This window comes from Paenibacillus lautus NBRC 15380 (assembly GCF_004000945.1).
GTDB classification, from domain to species: Bacteria; Bacillota; Bacilli; order Paenibacillales; family Paenibacillaceae; genus Paenibacillus_AQ; species Paenibacillus_AQ lautus.
Genome location: NZ_BIMF01000025.1, coordinates 37,715 through 58,654 on the forward strand (window position 1 = coordinate 37,715; position 20,940 = coordinate 58,654).

The window sequence follows — 20,940 nt, forward strand, 5'->3', positions numbered from 1 at the left end:
AAAGGGGAGTATCCATGCGCAAGTTCTCAGCACTACTGATCTGCCTTATGCTGTTCAGCTCCTTGCTCGCCGCATGCGGCGGCGGCAAAGCAGCGCCGGAGGTCGGCAATAAAGACGGAGGGACCGCCAATTCGGGCGGAACGACTACAACGCAGACAGAGAAACCGAAAGAGGATATCGCGGATCAAAAGATAACGATTAAAATCCACTATCCGCTGCCGGATGACACAACGCTGCGTGAGCAGGAGGATGATAAAATCGCCCGTTTCCAGGCGAAATATCCGAACGTGACCATCGTGAAGGATGACTGGCAGTACAGCGTCAACGAAATTGGGGTCAAGATGGCTTCAAACGAAGCACCGACGTTTTATAACACTTGGGCTACGGAAGCACAGCTGCTCGTGGAGCGGGGCTGGGTGGCCGACATTACGGAGTTCTGGAACGACTGGGAGTACAAGGACGACATGAATCCCGTGCTGCAGGATCAATTCATCGTGGACGGCAAGGTGTACGGCGTTACGCAGAACGGATACATCACGTCAACGATCGTGAACAAGAAGCTCCTGGATGCGAAGGGTGTGCCCGTTCCGCCAATGGATTGGACATGGGACGACATGTACAACACAGCGAAGGGCGCCGCAGACCCGAAGGCCGGCATTTCCGGAATCGCGCCGATGGGTAAAGGCAATGAAGCGGGTTGGAACTGGACCAATTTCCTGTTTGAAGCTGGCGGGGACATTGAAGTGAACGAAGACGGTAAAGTGAAAGCGGTGTTTAACTCGGAAGCCGGCGTGAAGGCACTGGACTTCTACAAGAAGCTGAGATGGGAAGCGAATGCCATTCCGCAGGACTGGGCCCTTGGTTGGGGCGATGCCGTCAGCTCGTTCCAGCAAGGACGTACGGCAATGGTCATTGCTGGCGCATTTGACGTGATCCAGCCGGCATTGAATGAGGGCGGCATGAAGCCTGAGGATGTGCTTGCGTATCCGATGCCTGCGATGGAGAAAGGCGGAGCGCATCACGGCATTTTAGGCGGCAATTACTTGGTCATCAACCCGAATGCCACGAAGGAAGAGCAGGAAATGGCATTCCGTTACATCACGTTTGATTATTTTACGGATGATGCGCTGAAATCGGTGGAAGATACGATTAATGCCCGTAAAGCCGAAGGCAAATACTTTGTACCGACGCCGCTGGAATATTTCAGCGATGATTCCGAGTATGCCGCGAAGGTGAAAGCCATCTACGATAAGTACGATAACGTCTACAAATATGATCCGCAGCTCTTCAGCCTGTTGGAAGGCAAGCCGGAAGCCCAATTCGGCACCCAGGATTATTATGCCGCGATGTCCAATGTCGTGCAGGAATCGTTCTCGAAGGAAGGCACGGATTCCAAGAAACAGCTGGACGATACGGCCAAGCTGGTTCAGGAGAACTTCTTCGATAAGATCGAGCAGAAGTAAGGGTACTGCCCTCGGATGGGATTGGGGAACATGGCAGCACAAAAGAGAGACGCCGGAGCGGCGTCTCTCTTTGCTTTTTCATATCCTTGGTTATAGTTGCTAAAGCCGGGCGAAAGGTCAGCCCTTCTCAAGCACGGCCGCCTGATTCGTGTCCGGATCCCGAGACCGCCACAGGCGACTTTTTTTGTATTATCTTTCATTTTCACAGCGTTCCTGCGAAAAAAGAGCCATATTGGTATAATGATTGGCTATTATGACAGCCTTAAGCCAAGTAACATCACGCTGCTTACTTGGAATCCGCCTTTGGAATGATCGTCTTGGCGATGCGGATCAGCTCTTCGACAGCGATGTCGCCCGTGGTAGAGTTGAGCGAAAGCATGTAGTGATGTCCGGTGGTTGGTTCTTCATAGACCCAGTCCAGCTGTGCCAGCTGTGCCGAGTTTCCGCCGTTCCACGTTTTTTGCACCACATCCTGCCCGTTGATCTCGATTTTCCGGCTGGTCATGCCCGTGCTCTCATCCCAGTAGGAGGTCACGCTTCCGTGGTCCCCGTTATTCAGAATGGTAAGGGAGACTTTTTTGTTGCCGCTGGCATAATATAGCGTCGAAAGCCAGAATTGATCGGTGAACTTCACCGGCATCAGGGCATAGTCCTTCCCGGAGGCTCTGGCTTTCTCAAGCAGCTTTTTGGCGATGTCGGCTTTTTCCTGCTCGGTCAGCGGGTTCGCGTCAGTCTCGCGCTCCATGTGCACGCTGGCGTTTTTGAACGTATATGTACCCGAACCGGACAGCTCCTTGGCCAGCGGTAAACCGGGTACATTCACCATGCTTTGCAGCTTGGCGAAATCCTTGACGGCATGTGGAGTGGATTTGATGTCGATGGCATGCTTCGGATTATCCGGTACGACATAAATGATGGCGGCTTCGCCCGGCTTGATCTGTTCGTCCCAGATGGTGTTCATCAGATGTATACGGTTCAGTTCCTCTTTTGAATAGCCCTTACGCGAAGGCGCCTCTACGTTCGATTTCTCCTCATAGACTACCTCTCCCTTGCCGTTGGTTAAAGAGTGGTACTTTACTGCTGCGAAACCGGTCGATGCGGTAAGCAGCATGCCGGTAATTAAGAGAATGCTTACTTTGTTTTTCACGAAAAATCGCTCCCTTTTAAGATGTTTTTCCCGAATTTGGTTCATGACGCGTTCCTGAAGGGCCGTCCCGAGCGGCTCAACCCTTTGAAAGAGTGGTTTCAGGTCCTGGTCGTTGTCCATGCTCATTCGTTTCTTCCCCCTCGGCCATGGCATAATGTTTGCGGAACTTGGCTGCGGCCCGCTGAAATTTTTTCCTAAGATAGGTCGTGCTTTGTTGCAAAATAAGGCTGATCTCGTGATAGCTCTTGTCCTCGACGCAGCGCAGGATGAGCAGGCTTCGTTCCTCGGCGGTCAGCCTGGCCAGCGCCCTGAGCACGGACGGATTGTAGTATTTGTGCTCGATGACCTGATCGACATGCCTGTTATCCTGATCCTTCTGATACAGAAAGGGGAGGTATCGGGATAGCTTTCGCTTGCGGAGGTAGTCGATGCACTGGTTGGAGGCGATGCGGTACAGCCAGGCTTCGAAGGGCTTGTCCGGTTCGAATTTAGATAGATTGCGATAAGCTTTCAAAAAAGCTTCCTGGGTGCAATCTTCGGCTTCGGCATAGTCGCCAAGCATGTGATAGCAATAGTTGAAGATGGCTTTGTGGCAGCGGTACATGATCAGCTCATATTTGTCGATCTCTCCCTTCAAAACATCAGCAACGATCTGATGGAATGCTGGTTCATCCAAGTGGTTTCACCCCTTTACAATCTGTATTACGTTTGGGCACAGCACAAATGTGACAACCGGATTCAATAAATCTTGTTCGCAGGAGAATGCATTCGGTAAAATCGGGTTGAGTAAGAGTGCCGCTGCCCCGGATGGGATTTGGGAGAGTTCTGCAGCATAAAAATAGAGACGCCGGAGCGGCGTCTCTATTTGCTGATTCATTTCCTTAGCAATCAGAACTTCATTTGGACAAGTGGTCAACCCTCTTCGAGCACAGCGTCATTTGGAATCAAGCGAACGGCAGCTTCCCGCAATCTTAATAGATCGCCTTGGCATCCGCCGGCAGCTGCCGGACATGCTGCAGGAAGGAGGTCACGCGTTGATCCTGCCCCATATCGTATTCAAAGCCCAGCTGTTCAGCGACATCCAATGCGGTACTGCGGAACAGAGCTCCCATCATAAACAGCGCCTCCCACACCTCTTCGTAGGTTCCGCGAGGGTAGGTGGACATCAGCTCGTTCCAACTGTCCGATGGCAGGTAGCTTTTCAAGTACTTGCCGTTCTTGCCTATGCTGAGCGAGAAATCGGTCTGGGTACCTACCTGCCACCCCAGCATTTTCATCAGCATCGGACGCATGATGTTGTGAAAGTGGTCTTGGGCATACAGTATTTCTTCCCGCCACAAGCCCTTGGCTACATACGTGGATACCCACCAGAATTCATTGCAGCAATCCTCGAAAAAGGCTGCCGACGGGCGCTTTACCCAGAAATCCTCGTCGGATGGAGCAGAAACCTTAGGGAAGGTCTGATCTTTATCCATTAAGATCTGGATCAGTTTGTCTTCTCTGCAGTATTTCTCTTTCTCCTCAATGGGAATCAGGGTCATGTCAATCCTGTTGCCGTCGGTAAATAACATCAGGTACGAGAACCAGCCTCCAAGATCCGGGGGAAACAAGGCCATGTCTTCCGGCGTCTGCAGAATCAACCGTTCCCCGAAAACGTCAATCCAGTTCGGATCCTGAATAAAGCTGTCCATGTCCGTTACGTGGAAGCTGATATCGTAATCCTGGAAAATATCCTTCGGCACGTTGGGATTCGTTCTGGAGCCCTCCAGGGTCACGGCCCGAACCCGTTCGTCGCGGGCTGCGTAGCCCAATACCAAATCCATCATTTCTTGTTCGCTTCTCATGTTATCCAGCCTCCGCATTCATATTTAGATGACTCAGGTTTCGAATCGGACAGGTCAGGAGGTCCACGAATCCGGACCGTAGAAGCATGGCATGGATATGGAGCATGTTATAACTTGTTCAAGCGCTTTTTCATGGGGAAAACTCCTTTTCGTGATTTCTAATATATCTAAATTAATTCTTCATGGCCTTAAAAGATTCCTCCGCAGCTTCAAGCGTAGCCTCGATGTCGTCATCCGTATGGGCGGTGGTCATGAACCAGGCCTCGTATTTGGAAGGAGCCAGATTCACGCCGCGGTCCAGCATATGGCGGAAGAATGCGGCAAAGGCTTCGCCGTCGGTGTCCTGCGCTTCATCATAGTTCGTGACCGGATGATCGCAGAAGTGAGTGGAGAAGGAACCCCGGATGCGGTTGATCGTGAGCGGAATGCCGTGGCGGTCAGCGGATGCCTGCAAACCTTCCGTCAGCTTGATGGTCAAGCGCTCCATTTCTTCATATACGCCTTCACCCTGCAGAACCTCCAAGCAAGCGATTCCGGCAGCGATGGAGGCGGGATTACCCGCCATAGTTCCTGCTTGATAAGCTGGGCCGAGCGGTGCGACCTGTTCCATCACGTGTTTACGGCCGCCATAGGCGCCGATAGGCAGACCGCCGCCTATGATTTTGCCAAGAGCCGTAAGATCCGGCTGAATCGCTTCATGATTGGCCAGACCCGCATAGGTTTGGGTAGATCCGTAGTGGAATCGGAAAGCGCTGATGACTTCGTCATAGATGACCAGCGAGCCGTTGTCGTGCGTCATTTGGCATAAGCCTTCGAGGAATCCCGGTTTCGGCATCACCATGCCGAAGTTGCCAACGATGGGCTCCACCATAACGGCAGCCACATCATCGCCCCATGCGTCGAGGGCAGCGCGCAGGCCTTCCAGATCGTTGAACGGAACGGTAATGACTTCCGTTGCAATGCTTGCCGGGATCCCGGCACTGTCCGGAATGCCGAGCGTGGAAGGGCCGGAGCCTGCAGCTACGAGGACAAGATCGGAATGGCCGTGGTAGCAGCCGGCGAACTTGATGATTTTGTTGCGCTTGGTGTAGGCGCGGGCCACCCGGATCGTGGTCATGACCGCCTCGGTGCCGGAATTGACGAAACGCACCTTATCCATGGACGGGATGGCGGCCTTCAGCATTTTGGCCAAGGTGATCTCAAGCTCCGTCGGCGTCCCGTAGAGGGTACCGTTTTGAGCTGCCGACGTGATGGCAGCTGTAATATGCGGATGGGCATGTCCGGTTATGATCGGGCCATAGGCTGCTAAATAATCGATATAGCGGTTGCCGTCCTCATCCCAGAAGTGGGCCCCGTTCGCACGTTTCATGAAAACGGGGGCACCGCCGCCTACGGCCTTGAACGAACGGGAGGGGCTGTTTACGCCGCCTACGATATGCTGCAGCGCTTCTTGATATAGAGTTTCGGAACGCTTTCTGGATGTTGACATCATAGTTAAACTTCCTTTCTTCATGAAGCAGGACAGGAAGCTAAAATGACGTAGCGCCCTGTCCTGATTGCTGTATGTGTATTAGTTACGATCCGTTGTTGCAGATGGAGCAGTGGAGCTTTCAGCGTCGCTCTTCTTGGTATCGCTGTTCTCGGAATCACCTTCCGTGCCTTTGCTGCCTTCGGTCTCAGGGTCAGGCGTTGGCGGATTTAATATTTCCTGGATATACTGTTTCAGCGTATCCGGATTGCCGACCGTTAGAACGGCAGCGCCGCCGATATGTTCTTCCTTCAGGAGTTTCATAGGAGGTACTTGTTCGCTGCCGCTCATGTTACTCTTGTAGGCAACGTTCGCAAGCTTCCACATATCCTCGACATCGAGATTGGTATCAATATACGGGCTGACGGACTTCAAAATGTCCGGAAGCTTCATAATGGAAGTGGTGGTCTGCATTTTCTTGGCTACGGCCTTCAAGAGCTCGCGCTGACGCTCGGTGCGGGTAAAGTCGCCCATCGCATCATAGCGGAACCGGACATATTGCAGCGCCGCGTTGCCATCCAGATGCTGCATGCCTTGCTTCAATTCGATGTCGTATTCGTTTTTGTCTGCTTTACTGGCATAATTCATGTCCTTCTCAACATAGAAATCAACCCCGCCGACGGAATCAACCAGCTTCATGAAACCCTGGAAATCCGTATAGACGTAGTATTGAACCGGAATGCCCAGCAGATCGCCTACCGCCTTCATCGCCGTATTCGGGCCGTGCGTGATGGCCGTATTGATTCGGTTTCGGTCATATCCGGGTATTTCTACGTAAGTATCGCGCAAAATAGAGAATAAGTGCATTTTTTTCTTCACCGGATCAATCGAGGCAACAAGCATGCTGTCGGAGCGAGGAATTTCCCCTTCCTCAAAACCGCGTGCATCCACGCCCATCAGCAGAATGTTAACCGTCTCTGTTCCTTCCCACTCGGGCGGTGCCGGCACTTTGGCATCTACCTTTTCAATTTCACGAAAAGGAGAGGATTCACCTGATTTCTGAAGACTTTGTAAGCCGTCGTAGAACGATGCCGCATAATAAATGCCATAACCAATAATAGCGGCGAGGATGAGGCTGACACTCCATATAATCGTCTTCTTTGTTTTTTTGGTCATTGTGTTCTTCCTTTCGGATTACGCTGATGAATAAATTCGATAGAACATTTGAACATTCGACATTCATTCTATTATAATTTTTTTCGAAAAGACAATCAATTTTCGGGACTAAAGTCCGTAAAGTAGGAGTGGAGCCTTATCGCAGATCAAACACAGTTGACAGTCGGAAGCCAAGTGCCGGATTTTTCACTTCCGGCTTCGAACGGGGAGAAGATAGCTTTAAGCGATTTTCGTGGACGTAAAGTCGTGCTGTTCTTCTATCCGAAAAATATGACCCCAACCTGCACCGAGGAGGCTTGCAGCTTCCGTGACCATTACGGAGCCTTGGAGCAGGCGGGCGCAGTCGTGATCGGGATTAGCCCGGATCCGCTGAAATCCCATGCCAAATTCATCGATAAGCATAGCCTGCCCTACTTGCTCTTGTCTGATGAGGAGCATAAGGTTAGCGAAATGTTTGACATCTGGCAGATGAAGAAGATGTTCGGCCGCGAGTATATGGGTATTGTACGCTCTACCTTCTTGATTGATGAGCAGGGAAAGCTGGCAGGCGAGTGGCGGAAAGTGAAAGTGAAAGGTCATGTCGAAGCGGTTCTCGCAGCCGTGCTGTCATAGCTATATGAAGAACGGTCCCTCAGCATGCCTGGAAAGGCATGATAAGGGACCGTTTTTTTAGAGAAATAAGACCAGAGGTATAGGCCGGCCTAGTTGGATGAATGCTTCAAGAACGTGCCATTCCGATACTCGCGAAAGGCTTCGTTCACTTCTTCCTCCGTATTCATGACGAAGGGACCGCGGGCCGCTACGGGCTCTCGTACCGGTTCGCCCGCATATAGGACAAAGCGAAGAGGCTCCGTCGCCGTTGCCTGTATTTCGCTTAGCTGACCATTGATTCCTGCGCCCAGCCGCAGCACCTGGCTTTTAGCCGCGTTCACGCCGTTGCTCCCAAAGGTTCCGCTGCCCTCTAGAATATAGATGAAGCCGTTATAACTGCCGGGCAGGTCTTGCGTGATGGAAGCGCCAGATTCCAGGGACACCTCAACCATGGTGACCGGAACATGATTTTTAGTGGGGGATGCGACATCGCCGGAAGAACCGGAGAAGACTCGAACGAGCGCACCCTTTTCTTGTCTGACCGGCATATCGGTTCCCTTCAGGTTTTGGTAGCGGGGAGTTGTCATTTTCTGCTCGCGTGGCAGATTGACCCAGAGCTGCAGGGTGTGAGCCGTTATTCCCTCTGACGGCACTTCGTTGTGAATGACGCCGTTTCCGGCTGTCATCCATTGGACATCTCCGGGTCCCAGCATCCCGCCTTGCTCGGAGACGCTGTCATAATGCTCGATAGTCCCATCGATAACATAGGTAACGGTCTCGATTCCCCGATGGGGATGGTCGTCGAATGAACCGGCCTGGAACTTGTCTTCCATCATGCCGAGAAACGGATCGGATTGGCTCCAGTTACCAAATTCGATGACGGGTCCTGCGGCATGGATCCGGCTGTAACGCCGAAGAATGACATCTTGGACGTCGGTAATATCACGCTTGATGAGAGGTTGGTGATTCATCTGTTCTATCATCCCTTCCAACTGTGTAATGGGTGAAGAGGGCAATTCGTATAGTGAAGCTCCAAATACAGCTATTTGAACATGATAATGAATGAAGGAATTGAATTCAGTTTACTAGTAATGTGAAGATAAATCAAGGACAAAGAAAATATCAAATCCTAGTCTTTTTTTGAAACGCCCTCCATATAATCTATCAGGAAGCCGAACTCATAGAAATGATGGAGGTAGAGTTGATAATGAAAAATATGGTGCGGGTAACATCAATAGCGGTATTTTTCGGCGTATTGGCATTGCTGATTATGATCGGTATGGGGCTTGAGGTCCAGCGGCCGATAGACATATATGTGGAACAGGCTCCTCTGGCATCGCCGCCAATGACAGTAACTCGGCAGGATGTACAGGTGCAGCCGGAAGAGGCAAGCAAGCCAATCGTCACGACTGCATTCAAGAATACATCGGCCGTGAACGCCGCACCTGTTCAATATAAGAAACCAAGTGACAAAACGGCATACCTGACATTTGATGACGGACCATCGGATTTAACGCTCGACGTGTTGGATATCTTGAAGCGGGAAGGAATCAAGGGCACGTTTTTTGTACTGGGCAAGGAGGCGGAGACCCGTCCCGAGATTATTAACCGCATCTATGAGGAAGGCCATGTGATCGGGAATCATACATATGATCATCGTTATGACAAGCTCTACGGGCATTTTCAGGATTTCTGGGGACAGATTAAGAGAACGGAGGAAATCATTCGTTTAATTACGGGTGAACGGCCGCAGCTGGTCAGAGCTCCCGGGGGGACGGCCGGGCATTTCGACGAAGCCTATTTTCAATTCATGAAGCAGGGGGGATATCATGTATTCGATTGGAACGTCGACAGCGGCGATTCCAGGTATCGAGGTGTCCCGGCTAAGGACATCGTAAAGGGGGCGACCACGAAAGTGAACGGCAAGGAGGCGATCGTGCTTCTCCATGACGGTAAAGGCCATGCCGAAAGCGTGAAGGCTCTGCCGGACATTATTTCTTATTATAAAAAGCAAGGCTATGTCTTTGACGTACTCTCTCCGGATACCGAGCCCGTTCAATTTCGTGCTCAGCAGACCGCCCGCAAGGCTTCACAGCCTTCACAGCAGTGGATTCGCGAGCATGTCGCAGCCAACGCCGCACTATTTGAGACTGGGCGAACGCTGGCCGTGGAATTCGGAGGAATGGAGACTGCGTTTGCGGCAGGGGAATACAAAATGGTGGACGGCCGGTTGATGGTACCGCTGCGTTCCCTGGTGGAGCGGCTCGGTGGAAGCGTGTCTTGGAAGTCTCACAACAAGACCGTGCAGGTGACACTGGCAGGGAATCGCTGGGAAGCAGATCCGCTTAACGGCTTGCTATTCCCCATGCAAACAGGGGGCAAACCGGTGTCTTCGGATGTTCATTTAATCGGCGGCACCGCTTGGATTCCGCTTCGGGAAGCGCTTGACTTTTCCGGCCGACCTGTTACAAGAGTGACATATGAGGAAAGCGAGTATCGCGTTCTAACTTTGTAGTCGAAAATTGCATTTTATGTTTGTAATTATGCTTCACAAGTTATAGACTAGTACTTAGAGATATTTATCACAATCCCTAAGATTGTTTCAGATTAAAGGAGGGGGAAGCTTCCCCCTGCTTTATTTTTGGCGATAGTGAGTCACCCATAAGTTCGCACTTTTGTAAGTGATGCATAATAGATACCGGTTATCCCAAAATTAAAGCTAGCCGGTTCGATCGTCGCCAAGTCCATCTTGGGAATTCACTTAAAGAAAAGGAGGCAATTCTTTATGACAGAAACATCTTCTCCACAGCCGTCCGAAACTCCGGAAAATGTTGTAGGAAACCAAGAAGCTGCGGCGTCCAGCCGTCCTGATGTGCTGCTCGAACAACTGCTCAAGCCCGAGGTTCAGGAATCCCTCACAACTCTCGTGGACAATCTTCCAAAACTTACGGAAATGCTGACCGTCATGACTAAGGCTTATGACTTCGGTAAATCCGTAGCTACGGATCCCGTGCTTGCGGAAGACACCATGGCTTCCCTTAGCGGATTCGCGAAGCCAATCACGACAGCAGCAAAAGGCGTTGCATCTGCAGCCATCGAAGCCGGAGACCGTGTACACGCTCAAGGCGACCAAGGTCAGATCGGCGTATTTGGTCTGATGAAAATGCTGAAAGATCCTCAGGTTCAAAAGGGTCTTCGCTATGCTCAGGCTTTTTTGGACGTTCTTAACGAACGTGACCAACAAAACAAGCGTTAATCCATAAATCATACGAAGAACGGAGGATGGTCATGTCTAAACATATTTTAATTTTGGGCGGAGGCTATGGCGGCTTGCTTAGTGCGCTTTCTGCACGCGAGCATTTTGGTGCTGCCGCACAAATCACGCTGATCAACCGTTTCCCAACCCATCAGATCATTACGGAATTGCACCGTCTGGCAGCAGGCAACATCGCAGAGAAAGCAGTAGCTTTGCCGCTTGACAAGCTTCTGCGCGGCGCGAACGTTGACCTGCGCATCGGCAACGTTAAGGAAATCAAGCCGGATGAGCGTTCGGTATCCCTCGATGACGGCGGAAACTTCACATATGATGCCCTGGTTATCGCACTGGGCAGCGAAACGGCATTCTTCGGTATTCCGGGATTGCAAGAGAACAGCTTCATTCTGAAGTCCGTTAACGATGCGAATCGTCTGCGTGCTCATGTGGAGTCCCGCATTGCGGAATACAGCAAAACGAAAAACAAAGCGGACGCTACCATCGTGGTTGGCGGCGGCGGTTTGACAGGCGTTGAGCTTGTTGGTGAATATGCCGATATGAGAAGCGAGCTGGCTCGCAAATACGGTATCGACCCACAAGAAATCACGCTTTATTGTGTTGAAGCAGCTCCTTCCATTCTGCCAGGCTTCCCTGCTGAATTGGTTGACCGCGCGACAACAAGCCTGCAGAAACGCGGCGTGAACTTCCTGACCGGATTGCCGATCACCAAAATGGACGGCACGACCGTTGAACTGAAAGACGGCAGCACGCTCGAAACCAGCACCTTGGTATGGACTGGCGGCGTACAAGGCAACTCCGTTGTAGCTAACTGCGGCATCGAAGTCAATCGTGGACGTGCGGTTGTTAACGAATTCCTGCAATCCGCATCTCACCCTGATGTTTACATTGCAGGCGACAGCGCGGTGGTCATGGGACCAGAAGGTCGTCCATACCCGCCAACTGCACAGCTGGCATGGCAAATGGGCGAGCTGATCGGCTACAACATCTTCGCTCAATTGAATGGCGGCGCACAAGCTTCGTTCACACCGGTATTCTCCGGTACGCTCGGCAGCTTGGGACGTAAAGATGCCATCGGTACCATTGGTGCTAACAAGACTCAATTGAAAGGTCTGCCTGCAACCTTGATGAAAGAAGCAAGTAACATGCGTTACCTGTCCCACATCAACGGTTTGTTTACACTGGCTTACTAAGCCTAGAAGGCGACATTATATCAACATATAAATAGATGGACCCGGAGTTTTTCGGGTCCATCTTTTTTTTTGCGCAGCCAAACATAAGCAGATGGACTTAGGGACATCGACATGAAAACATAATACGATGATTACACCCGGGAGCGAGGGAGGCAATATGATCTTCAAACGCGTGCTCCGGAGCGGGATGTTAGAGAAGGAGGTAAGGGAAAGGCAGAAGGTGAGAGTCCAATTGGTAGAAGAAAGAAGGGTAAACAGTTATGTAAGCGCTATCGTAAAAGGGTCGTAGTTTTCATTTTATGAACGGAGGGAGCATGTATGCGGGGATATCATCGTCTTCATTCCATTGTCATTCAACTGTTTTTGTTTTTTTTCATCGGCACAACACTCCCGGTTCTCATTATGGGGTTCCTGTCGTATAACAAATCGGCCTCAATCGTGGAGGAACAGGTCAGTAAAGTGGCTTCCCTCACCATCACCCAAGTCAGTGACAAGCTGAATATGTTCTTCAAGAAACTGGACGATTCCTCGATGATGGTGCTGAACAGCAAGGTGGTTCACGGCATTCTGGAGGATCAGGATATCAGTAAATATGACCTGACGTTGAAGGTAAAGGAGGGGAAGGACCTGCTGACCTCCATCATGATTAACTCGCCGGAGATATTGGACGTGTACGTGTTTGACGTGCAGCGGAACAATTCGGTCCTGAGCGCCGATTCCTTGATGTCCATCCCGGACCAGTGGGATTCTTCTTGGTATCGATCGATACTGGAGGCGAATGGGCAGGCAGTATGGTTCGGTTTGTCCGATACCTCCTACCTGAAGCAAACGGGAATGGGATTTCCCGTGTTCGGGCTGGGCCGGGCAATCCGAAGCTGGGATACGGGGGAGATTGTCGGGGTGATGTTTATCGAGATTATGGGAGACGTCCTGATCGATGAATTAAACCATGTCCAGTTCGGCGACACAGGGTATATGTACGTGGCCAATGACGAGAATCGTTACTTTTATCATCCCGATCCTTCAATGTACGGGAAGCAGTCCCGGATCAAGCTGCCCTCGGGTTTGACGGAATATAACCTGAACAACAAAAAAACGCTGATGATCCCTTCGCGCCTGAACAACGGCTGGCATGTGGTCGGCATGGTGCCGCTGAAGGAACTGACCGCGGATTCGGCGAGCATTCGGAGTTTCACCGTCTGGATTGTATTCGGATCGATCCTGGCCGCGATCGGCATCGGTTATTTCATGACGCGGAGGATTGGCAATCCGCTCGTTCATTTAAGCCGCTTGATGCGCAGAAGCGAAGCAGGCGATTTGTCGGTCCGCAGCAAGAATGTGGGGCCCAGTGAAATCGGCCAGCTGGGCCGAAGCTTCAACAAAATGATTGAGCAGATCGATTTGCTCATCAGGCGAATCGCCGCGGAGGAATCCGAGAAGAAGAAGGCGGAAATCCGTGCGCTGCGGTATCAGATCAATCCCCATTTTCTTTACAATACATTGAATTCGATTCGCTGGATGGCCAAGCTTAATCGGACGAATGACGTGGATCGATCGGTCACGGCCCTTGTTCATCTGCTGGAGGGGAGCCTGGAGCGAAACGGCGTGTTTATAAGGCTTGGAGATGAACTTGAGCTGCTTCGGAAATATATGATTATCCAGAATTACCGCTACGACCATCAAATTGAGCTGAGGATCGACTGCCCCGAGGAAATGGAGGACCTCTATGTTCCCCGGATGCTGCTGCAGCCGATTGTGGAGAATGCAATCTTTCACGGGATTGCCCCGCTTGATGAAGCCGGCGTCATTACGATTCGGGTAACTTCGCACCAGCAGGATGTCATGGTTCGAATCGAGGACAATGGAATCGGCATCAAGCCTGAACGAATAGAGGGACTGCTGTCGTATGAACAGGATCACTCCAAGCACGGCATGACCCGCATCGGGCTGCGTCATGTTCACCAAACAGTCCAGCTGTATTACGGCAGCCGCTATGGGGTATGGGTGGAAAGCCCGGAAGGCGGAGGAACGCGGGTCACGATAACGTTTGCGAGGCAAAGGGGTGACGATTATGTACAGAGTGCTGCTCGTGGATGACGAAGCGATCGCACGTACAGGACTGCGCTCGACCTTCGACTGGGAGAAATATGGTTACCGGCTTGTGGGCGAGGCCTCCAATGGACAACGGGCAATGAAATGGATTCTGAACGGGGATCTGGACATTCTGATCACGGATATCGCGATGCCGGTCATGGATGGCTTGGAACTGACCCGCCGGACAAGAGAGCTTTGTCCTTGGGTGAAGGTGCTGCTGCTCAGCTGTCATAGCGATTTCGCATTCGTGCGCGAAGGCATAAGGCTTGGCGCTTCGGATTATATTCTCAAGCCGACGCTGGATGCGGACTCTTTGGGTGCTGTGCTGGATCACATGCGTTCGAAGCTGGAAGAGGAGAAGCAGATGCAGCGGATTCTGACCGAGCATGAGCACCAGCAGCGTATGAATCAGAAGAAAGCCGCCGAGAAAATCCTCTTTCAGGCGCTGTCCGGAGAACCGGGTGCAATCGCCAATCTGGAAGCCCAAAATCTTAACGGCGAATATATGCTGGCCGTGCTCCAGCTTGATTCTGATTCAGGGGCTGGTGCGGCCGGGGTGCAGCCCAAGGATTGGCATGACGAGATCGAGCGATTGATGGGACTGTTATATGACCAGGTGCCGGAAGCGCTGGCAGTTCGGCTGGAGACGGACCGGATCGCTGCCTACGTGCCTCTACGGCATGCAGGAAGGGTGCCTGCTTCAGAGCATGAAGCAGCAATCCATCTGCCGACCCGATGCACCATGGGGCTCAGCAGGAGATATAACGGCATGGATAAGCTGCAGGAAGCGTTTCGAGAAGCTAGCGAGAGCCTGGAAGGCCTCTTTTTTCATAAAGATAAACAGATACTGCGGGCAGAGGAGCTCCCCCTGACCAATGCCGATTCGGCTCAGGAGAGGCCGGCCGCCGAGCTGCATGCCCTAAGAGCCGCGCTGACGGTCGGGAACATGGACATAAGCGGAGAGCGTCTGCAGTCCATCATGCTGCGCTGGCAGCCCGGAAGGATGAAGAAACGGGCGGTCCTCCGAGAAGCAGAGGAGCTTCTGAGCTTGCTCGCTATGTTTCATCTTCCCGGCGGCCCGCCGCTTCCACAGATCGGGGAAGTGGGCAAGCTTCGCTCGGTGGAGGAAGTGAAGGAGCTGGTCCTTCAAGGCTTCCATACGCTGCGGGATGAGGCCATGCGTCACCCTGTACCGGAATCTACGCTGCATGAGCGAATCGTGCTGCAGGCCGTTCAATATATTAAAGCGCGCTTTACCGAGCCGATCTCCCTGCAGGAGGTGGCGGACGAAGTGGCCGTCAGCCGCAACTATTTTAGCGAATTATTTAAGCGTGTCACGGGACACAACTTCATCGACTATGTGATTGATCTGAGATTGAAACGGGCTAAGGAGCTGCTCTCCACGACATCGCTGCGAGTGTATGAAGTGGCGGACCGCTCCGGATTTAATGACGTGAAATACTTTAGCAAGCTGTTCAAGAAGATGGTAGGCATGACGCCTGCGGAGTACCAGGGACAGCAGCGGAAATAATGGAAATTCATAGGATCGGAAAAGAATCCACTTTTTCGGAACATAATCCGTTCAAAAGCTTTTTGTCAAAATTTTATAATTAAAGCGTTTACAAGAGCTGTGCCAGCGAGTCCAAATCTGGTTTGAATGGAGGAAATGAAATGACAAGGAAACAGGTGAGAGGGTCATTGCTTGTAATCATTCTTCTACTATCATCCATACTCCAAGCGTGTGGAGGCGGCGGAACATCAGAGGGTGGGGAGTCCGGAAGCGGTGAGAAGGTCAAGATTAAATGGGCGACCTGGGGAAATCCCGGAGAGCTTAGCCGCTTTCAGGAGCTCACGAAGGACTTTAATAAGAAGCACTCGGACATTGAGGTCGAATTTATTCCGATTCCGGGCGAGTATGATCAGAAAATATTAACCCAATTAACAGGTGGGACCGCCCCGGATGTCTTCTACGCAGGGGACGCCCTGGTCGTGAAACTGATCGAGAATCAGAGCATTGAGAATTTGACGACGTATATGGAAGCACCGGAAAGCGTGATCAAGAAAGAGGATTATTTTGAAGGCTTGTGGGGCGCAGCCGTGCGGGATGGTCAGACCTTCGGGGTACCGGTGGACTGTAATCCGATGGTGCTGTGGTACAACAAGAAGGTGCTGAAGGAAGCGGGGATCACCGAGATGCCGGCCGATCTTCAGGCGAACGGACAGTGGACCTGGGACAAATTCAAGGAGATGTCGGACAAGATCCGGGACAGCAAAAAGTACGGCTACGTGCTGGATAACTCTTGGAACAGCTACCACAGCTGGGTTACTTCCAACGGCGGCCGGGTGTACGACGACGAAGGGAATTTCGTGGCAGCTTCGGATCCGAAAGCAATGGAGGCGTTCCGCTTCCTGTACGACAACGTGAAATCCAAAAACATCACCTTCTCCGGCACGCTTCCCAAAGGGCAAGGCGGAGATGCCATGTTTATGTCCAACCAGGTCGGATTCGTTGCTGCAGGCCGCTGGTACCTGCCGTTGTTCAAGAAGAATCAAGGACTTGAATATGACGTGGTCACATGGCCAACCAATACCGGCAACAAAATGGAACCTGCCGGAATCCCGACCGCATACCTGGTGATGAACAAGGCATCGAAGAATAAGGAAGCGGCATACACCTTCTTCTCCGAGTACGTAAGTAAAGAGGGTCAACGCTTCCGCCTGCAGGGCGGCGGCAATGCCGTCCCATCGGTACAGGGCACGGACGAGGTGGTGCTGGAAGGGAATCTGCCGGAGCATGCCCAGCTCTTCCTGGACGCGCGTGAAATCGGGTATTCCCTGACTCCGTTCGAGGCCGGCATTCCAGGCCTTAGCCAGGATATTACGTCCAAGTTCGAGGCACTGTGGCTGAAAGATCAGGATCTTGAAAGCTCCTTGAAGGATATTCAGGATATGGCCAACAAGAAAATTCAGGATTATAAGAGCGGCAAGAATTGAACCTGCTCTGGGGAGGAACGGTGAGATGAAATGAAGACGCAGCCTGCAGGAAGCTCCGGAGCCGCTCCTTCTCCGGAGCGGCTTCCGGAGAGGAGAACGACCGCCTTAAAGAGCAAAACATCCGACGGTTTATGGGGTTACTTTTTTATCTTCCCTCAAATGATCGGCCTCATCGCCTTTTCACTGGTTCCGCTGATCTCAGCCTTTGTCATCAGCATGATGAACTGGGACGGCATGGGGGCCAAGAAGTTTATCGGGCTCCAAAATTTCGTATCCCAGCTTCAGGATGAGGAGTTCCATATCGCTTTGGTGAACACGGTGTATTACACGATTCTGTCGGTTCCGACAGGCATCGTTCTCGCCATGCTGGTGGCGGTAGGCTTAAACCGGGTTCGCGGGAAAATTCTGTACCGGCTGATCTACTTCATGCCCAACATTACGATGTCCGTCGCCGTTGCCGTTGTGTTTATGTGGCTGTTCAACGCCGATTTCGGCCTTATTAACATGTACCTGAAGCAGTGGTTCGGGATAACGGGCCCTTCCTGGCTGACGGATTCCAGGTACGTGATGCCTTCGATTGCCCTGCTGAGTGTCTGGATGGGGCTGGGAGGCAACATGGTGCTGTTCCTGGCCGGACTTCAGGGCATATCGAGAAGTTATTACGAGGCGGCCGAGATCGACGGCGCCGGCAAATGGCAGCAGCTGATCCATATTACGATTCCGCTGCTGTCGCCGACGACCTTTTTCGTAACGATCATGTCCATCATCGGTTCCTTCCAGGTGTTCGACCAGTCGTTTGTCATGACCTCCGGCGGGCCGGCGAAGGCCAGCTATACGCTTGTCTATCACATCTACGAGACGGCCTTCGCGGACTTCACCTTTGGCAAAAGCACGGCGTCGGCGGTCATCCTGTTCGTGATGATTCTGTCGCTCACCTTGTTCCAGATGAAAATGTCCAAGCGGTGGGTGCATTACGAAGACTGACGGTCGAACCTTTAGGAAGGAGGGAAAATGAATGATACATCGGGGATTGAGGATGTCCACCGTGGTGCTGCATATCGTGCTGATCATAGGCGCCTGCATGATGGCGCTGCCGTTTGTATGGATGGTGCTCAGCTCGCTCAAGGATTTGTCGCAAGTATTCGTCGTGCCGCCCAAATGGATTCCGGACCCGTTCATCTGGTCCAATTATAAGGATTCGCTGACGGCGCTGCCGTTCGGGCGTGCGTATTTCAACAGCTTCTACATCAATATAATCGTCGTGGTTTCACAGCTGATTACCTGCTCCATGGCGGCTTATGCTTTTGCCAAAATCACGTTCCCGTTCCGGGAGCCGCTGTTCATTCTGTTTCTGGCAACGATGATGGTCCCGGGACAAGTGACCATTATTCCGCTTTATCTGATCATGAAAAATATCGGATGGCTGGATACGCATCTGGCGATTATCGTCCCTTCCGCACTGCTGAACGCCTTCGGGGTATTTCTGCTCCGGCAATTCTTCAGAGGCATTCCGAAGGAAATGGAAGAGGCGGCCATCGTGGACGGCGCGAATCGCTGGACGATCTACGCCCGGATCATGATACCTCTAATCAAACCGGCTTTATCGGCACTCGGGATTTTTACCTTCCTCGGGATGTGGAACAACTTCTTTAACCCGCTGATTTTTCTCAGCAGCACGGATAAGTTTACCGTGCCGATGATGCTGAATTTGTACCGGGGCATGTATGCAACGGATTGGACGCTGATGATGGCGGGGGCTGCCATTGCGCTCATCCCGGTTCTCATCGTGTATATCATCGGGCAGAAATATATTATTGAAGGTGTTACTTTATCCGGGATTAAGGGATAAGGAGTTTGGATAACCCGTAGACGGGATTCCTTGAATGAGGAAGCCGTTTGCGGGTTATTTGTGTTCTAACCGGGATAAAGACGAGGTTCAAGCAAGGTATATACGCTTTATGTTCATGATCTGCCAACTGAAGAACGGCTTCAATTCCAGAAGAGGGTCATGGCTGAGGGGGAAGGAGAACTGTACCCATATGAAAGAAGCGGAGCTGCAGTATATTCTCACGGATATACTAGTATGGTAGTATGAGGTAAAATGAGTGCGCTTACATAATAACGCTTTATGAAGGGGGACAAGGACGATGTTCAATGTGCTTCTGGTGGATGATGAACCATGGGTCTTGGAGGGACTGAGAACGATGATCGACTGGGACCGGTTTGGATTTCAAATATGCGGAGAAGCCCTGAGCGCTACGGAAGCGCTAAAGTTAATGGAACAGTTGAAACCCGAATTGGTGATGACGGATATCCACATGCCTGTCCTGAATGGCCTGGAATTGATTGAGCACAGCAATCGGACACTGCCTCATCCTCCAAAATTCGTTATTCTGAGCGGATATGATGATTTTGGATACGCGCATATCGCCATGCGCCAACGGGTCGCCGAGTATTTGCTGAAACCGATCGACGACGAGGAGATCGAGGCTCTGCTCGTCAAGCTCAGCCGCGAGATCCGTGACGAGTTTGAAACGGAACGCAGCTTTCGGCAGAAGGCGGGACTTGCCGTCCATTATTTATTGAACCGGTTAATCCGTGAGGGGGTTAACGTCGATTTAGCGGACCAAGCCTGCAAAGCGATGCAAATCCAGGGTGAGCCGCTGCTGCAGTGCCTATTGATTGAACCGGCGGGGGGGTTCGGGGGGAGCGTGGATTGGATCGACTGGATGGCGGAGAATGGACCCCAAGGCTTGCTGGGCTGCTTCCAGGACGACAGCGGGAGCATGGGACTGGTGCTTCGTGTGGAGCATTCGACTCCGGATGATGTTATGGAGACCGCGCTTCAATTGCAGTATGCTCTGGCCCGGGAGTTTGAAGAACCGGTAATCGTAGCGTTGAGCGGCACGGGGGCAGGAGTTCAGGCAATCGGAGAGCTTTACAGGCAAAGCGCGGATGTACGCGATGATAAACGGAGCCAAGGCAGAAGTGGCGTGTTTTGTTATCAAGAATTAAGGAGAGTCCAGCACCTCCGGGGACTCCCCATCGGATGGATAGACGAATTACTTTCCGTGATCATGTCGGGGGAGCATGCATCCATCGAGTCATGCTTGGCGCGAATTTTTGCAGCCATGACCGATCACCTGCCCCGCCTTCGGGCTGTTCAAGCCGATGTGGCCGATCTGGAGCTGAAGCTGTGCCGCAGGATCGCGGAGATGAATGGAGATCCGGATCTTTTCATGAACCGGCTGCAAGGGGAGCTTGGACATCTGGGCGATGCTTGCTATTGTGCAGCGTTAAAGAATTATATGGGGCTGCTCTCGTTCGAGGCTGCTTCGGAGCTGGCCGAGTTAGGCAAGCTTAACGAGCACAACACCATTTTTCAAGTGATTCAGTATGTCGACCGGGAGTACCGGAGCAAGCTGCAGCTTCAGGATTTGGCACGACATTTTCATATGAACGCCACCTATTTGGGACAGCTGTTCAAGAAGCATGCAGGCAAGCCGTTCAAGGAATACCTGAATGACAAACGGATCGAGGAGGCCAAGCTGCTGCTGAAGCGGAGCGGAATGAAGGTTTCCGAGGTTGCGTTACATGTCGGGTTCCCGAACGCGGACTATTTTATCCATAAGTTTAAGCTGACAACCGGGATGCTGCCCTCGAATTACAAGAATCATGTTGAAAGCAAGCTGCGCTAAA

The 20,940-nt window shown here is 51.9% G+C and carries 18 protein-coding genes; 12 read left to right on the forward strand and 6 right to left on the reverse strand.

Going from position 1 to position 20,940, the window contains the following annotated elements:
- Positions 1 to 14: 14 nt before the first annotated feature.
- Positions 15 to 1,463 (forward strand): ABC transporter substrate-binding protein, encoded by a 1,449-nt coding sequence (locus PLA01S_RS27955; protein WP_127595167.1) that lies wholly within the window; start codon positions 15 to 17, stop codon positions 1,461 to 1,463.
- A gap of 286 nt (positions 1,464 to 1,749) precedes the next feature.
- Here PLA01S_RS27955 and PLA01S_RS27960 read toward each other — a convergent pair whose 3' ends face one another.
- The 5 genes from PLA01S_RS27960 to PLA01S_RS27980 all read right to left on the reverse strand — a co-directional run bounded on the left by PLA01S_RS27960 (position 1,750) and on the right by PLA01S_RS27980 (position 7,098).
- Positions 1,750 to 2,736, reverse strand: a complete 987-nt coding sequence (locus tag PLA01S_RS27960) for a DUF4367 domain-containing protein (protein WP_127595169.1) — start codon at positions 2,734 to 2,736, stop codon at positions 1,750 to 1,752.
- Positions 2,687 to 3,286 (reverse strand): RNA polymerase sigma factor, encoded by a 600-nt coding sequence (locus PLA01S_RS27965; protein WP_127595171.1) that lies wholly within the window; start codon positions 3,284 to 3,286, stop codon positions 2,687 to 2,689. The genes PLA01S_RS27960 and PLA01S_RS27965 overlap by 50 nt, the downstream gene beginning before the upstream one ends.
- A 295-nt stretch (positions 3,287 to 3,581) precedes the next feature.
- The gene (locus tag PLA01S_RS27970) at positions 3,582 to 4,454 is read right to left on the reverse strand and encodes an aminoglycoside 6-adenylyltransferase (protein ID WP_127595173.1); all 873 of its coding nucleotides are present in this window, start codon (positions 4,452 to 4,454) and stop codon (positions 3,582 to 3,584) included.
- A gap of 172 nt (positions 4,455 to 4,626) precedes the next feature.
- Positions 4,627 to 5,943: a glutamate-1-semialdehyde 2,1-aminomutase gene (locus tag PLA01S_RS27975; protein ID WP_127595230.1), complete on the reverse strand. Its 1,317-nt coding sequence runs from the start codon at positions 5,941 to 5,943 to the stop codon at positions 4,627 to 4,629.
- Between the two features lie 81 nt (positions 5,944 to 6,024).
- Complete coding sequence (locus tag PLA01S_RS27980; RefSeq protein ID WP_127595175.1) at positions 6,025 to 7,098, reverse strand: LCP family protein; 1,074 nt, start codon at positions 7,096 to 7,098, stop codon at positions 6,025 to 6,027.
- Positions 7,099 to 7,254: 156 nt separating this feature from the next.
- On the opposite strand from PLA01S_RS27980, the gene bcp reads away from it, so the two are divergent.
- Positions 7,255 to 7,710, forward strand: coding sequence for a thioredoxin-dependent thiol peroxidase (bcp, locus tag PLA01S_RS27985; protein ID WP_174819269.1), 456 nt, complete (start codon positions 7,255 to 7,257; stop codon positions 7,708 to 7,710).
- Between the two features lie 89 nt (positions 7,711 to 7,799).
- On the opposite strand, the gene PLA01S_RS27990 is transcribed toward bcp, so the two are convergent.
- The gene (locus PLA01S_RS27990; RefSeq protein ID WP_127595179.1) at positions 7,800 to 8,660 is read right to left on the reverse strand and encodes a pirin family protein; all 861 of its coding nucleotides are present in this window, start codon (positions 8,658 to 8,660) and stop codon (positions 7,800 to 7,802) included.
- A 236-nt stretch (positions 8,661 to 8,896) separates the two neighbouring features.
- On the opposite strand from PLA01S_RS27990, the gene PLA01S_RS27995 reads away from it, so the two are divergent.
- From PLA01S_RS27995 to PLA01S_RS28040, 10 genes are all read left to right on the forward strand, one after another.
- On the forward strand, positions 8,897 to 10,204 hold the full coding sequence (locus PLA01S_RS27995) for a polysaccharide deacetylase family protein (protein WP_127595182.1): 1,308 nt from the start codon (positions 8,897 to 8,899) through the stop codon (positions 10,202 to 10,204).
- Positions 10,205 to 10,474: 270 nt separating this feature from the next.
- Positions 10,475 to 10,945, forward strand: a complete 471-nt coding sequence (locus tag PLA01S_RS28000) for a DUF1641 domain-containing protein (RefSeq protein WP_127595184.1) — start codon at positions 10,475 to 10,477, stop codon at positions 10,943 to 10,945.
- 32 nt (positions 10,946 to 10,977) lie between these two features.
- Positions 10,978 to 12,153 carry an NAD(P)/FAD-dependent oxidoreductase gene (locus PLA01S_RS28005; RefSeq protein ID WP_127595186.1) on the forward strand — a complete coding sequence of 392 codons (1,176 nt, stop codon included), beginning with the start codon at positions 10,978 to 10,980 and terminating at the stop codon, positions 12,151 to 12,153.
- 318 nt (positions 12,154 to 12,471) lie between these two features.
- Positions 12,472 to 14,250 (forward strand): sensor histidine kinase, encoded by a 1,779-nt coding sequence (locus PLA01S_RS28010; RefSeq protein ID WP_127595188.1) that lies wholly within the window; start codon positions 12,472 to 12,474, stop codon positions 14,248 to 14,250.
- Positions 14,225 to 15,778: a response regulator gene (locus PLA01S_RS28015; RefSeq protein WP_127595190.1), complete on the forward strand. Its 1,554-nt coding sequence runs from the start codon at positions 14,225 to 14,227 to the stop codon at positions 15,776 to 15,778. Before PLA01S_RS28010 ends, PLA01S_RS28015 begins: the two co-directional genes overlap by 26 nt.
- 140 nt (positions 15,779 to 15,918) lie before the next feature.
- Positions 15,919 to 17,241, forward strand: coding sequence for an ABC transporter substrate-binding protein (locus PLA01S_RS28020; protein ID WP_127595193.1), 1,323 nt, complete (start codon positions 15,919 to 15,921; stop codon positions 17,239 to 17,241).
- 30 nt (positions 17,242 to 17,271) lie between these two features.
- A complete protein-coding gene (locus tag PLA01S_RS28025; protein ID WP_127595195.1) occupies positions 17,272 to 18,225 on the forward strand; it encodes a carbohydrate ABC transporter permease in 954 nt (317 codons plus the stop codon).
- A gap of 31 nt (positions 18,226 to 18,256) precedes the next feature.
- Positions 18,257 to 19,090 carry a carbohydrate ABC transporter permease gene (locus tag PLA01S_RS28030; RefSeq protein WP_127595197.1) on the forward strand — a complete coding sequence of 278 codons (834 nt, stop codon included), beginning with the start codon at positions 18,257 to 18,259 and terminating at the stop codon, positions 19,088 to 19,090.
- Positions 19,091 to 19,124: 34 nt separating this feature from the next.
- Entirely contained in the window at positions 19,125 to 19,331 is a 207-nt protein-coding gene (locus PLA01S_RS28035; protein ID WP_127595199.1) for a hypothetical protein, read from the forward strand.
- Between the two features lie 57 nt (positions 19,332 to 19,388).
- On the forward strand, positions 19,389 to 20,939 hold the full coding sequence (locus PLA01S_RS28040; RefSeq protein ID WP_127595201.1) for a helix-turn-helix domain-containing protein: 1,551 nt from the start codon (positions 19,389 to 19,391) through the stop codon (positions 20,937 to 20,939).
- The last annotated feature ends 1 nt before the right edge of the window (position 20,940 follow it).

What these genes read in the sequence shown, in the direction of transcription:
- PLA01S_RS28000 (WP_127595184.1), top strand. Translation starts at nt 10,475, where the DNA reads ATGACAGAAACATCTTCTCCACAGCCGTCCGAAACTCCGGAAAATGTT.
- PLA01S_RS27990 (WP_127595179.1), bottom strand. Translation starts at nt 8,660, where the DNA reads ATGAATCACCAACCTCTCATCAAGCGTGATATTACCGACGTCCAAGAT.
- PLA01S_RS28040 (WP_127595201.1), top strand. Translation starts at nt 19,389, where the DNA reads ATGTTCAATGTGCTTCTGGTGGATGATGAACCATGGGTCTTGGAGGGA.
- PLA01S_RS27960 (WP_127595169.1), bottom strand. Translation starts at nt 2,736, where the DNA reads ATGAGCATGGACAACGACCAGGACCTGAAACCACTCTTTCAAAGGGTT.
- PLA01S_RS28010 (WP_127595188.1), top strand. Translation starts at nt 12,472, where the DNA reads ATGCGGGGATATCATCGTCTTCATTCCATTGTCATTCAACTGTTTTTG.
- PLA01S_RS28015 (WP_127595190.1), top strand. Translation starts at nt 14,225, where the DNA reads ATGTACAGAGTGCTGCTCGTGGATGACGAAGCGATCGCACGTACAGGA.
- PLA01S_RS28005 (WP_127595186.1), top strand. Translation starts at nt 10,978, where the DNA reads ATGTCTAAACATATTTTAATTTTGGGCGGAGGCTATGGCGGCTTGCTT.
- PLA01S_RS28035 (WP_127595199.1), top strand. Translation starts at nt 19,125, where the DNA reads ATGAGGAAGCCGTTTGCGGGTTATTTGTGTTCTAACCGGGATAAAGAC.
- PLA01S_RS27995 (WP_127595182.1), top strand. Translation starts at nt 8,897, where the DNA reads ATGAAAAATATGGTGCGGGTAACATCAATAGCGGTATTTTTCGGCGTA.
- PLA01S_RS27980 (WP_127595175.1), bottom strand. Translation starts at nt 7,098, where the DNA reads ATGACCAAAAAAACAAAGAAGACGATTATATGGAGTGTCAGCCTCATC.
- PLA01S_RS28030 (WP_127595197.1), top strand. Translation starts at nt 18,257, where the DNA reads ATGATACATCGGGGATTGAGGATGTCCACCGTGGTGCTGCATATCGTG.
- PLA01S_RS27955 (WP_127595167.1), top strand. Translation starts at nt 15, where the DNA reads ATGCGCAAGTTCTCAGCACTACTGATCTGCCTTATGCTGTTCAGCTCC.
- PLA01S_RS28025 (WP_127595195.1), top strand. Translation starts at nt 17,272, where the DNA reads ATGAAGACGCAGCCTGCAGGAAGCTCCGGAGCCGCTCCTTCTCCGGAG.
- PLA01S_RS27970 (WP_127595173.1), bottom strand. Translation starts at nt 4,454, where the DNA reads ATGAGAAGCGAACAAGAAATGATGGATTTGGTATTGGGCTACGCAGCC.
- PLA01S_RS27975 (WP_127595230.1), bottom strand. Translation starts at nt 5,943, where the DNA reads ATGTCAACATCCAGAAAGCGTTCCGAAACTCTATATCAAGAAGCGCTG.
- PLA01S_RS28020 (WP_127595193.1), top strand. Translation starts at nt 15,919, where the DNA reads ATGACAAGGAAACAGGTGAGAGGGTCATTGCTTGTAATCATTCTTCTA.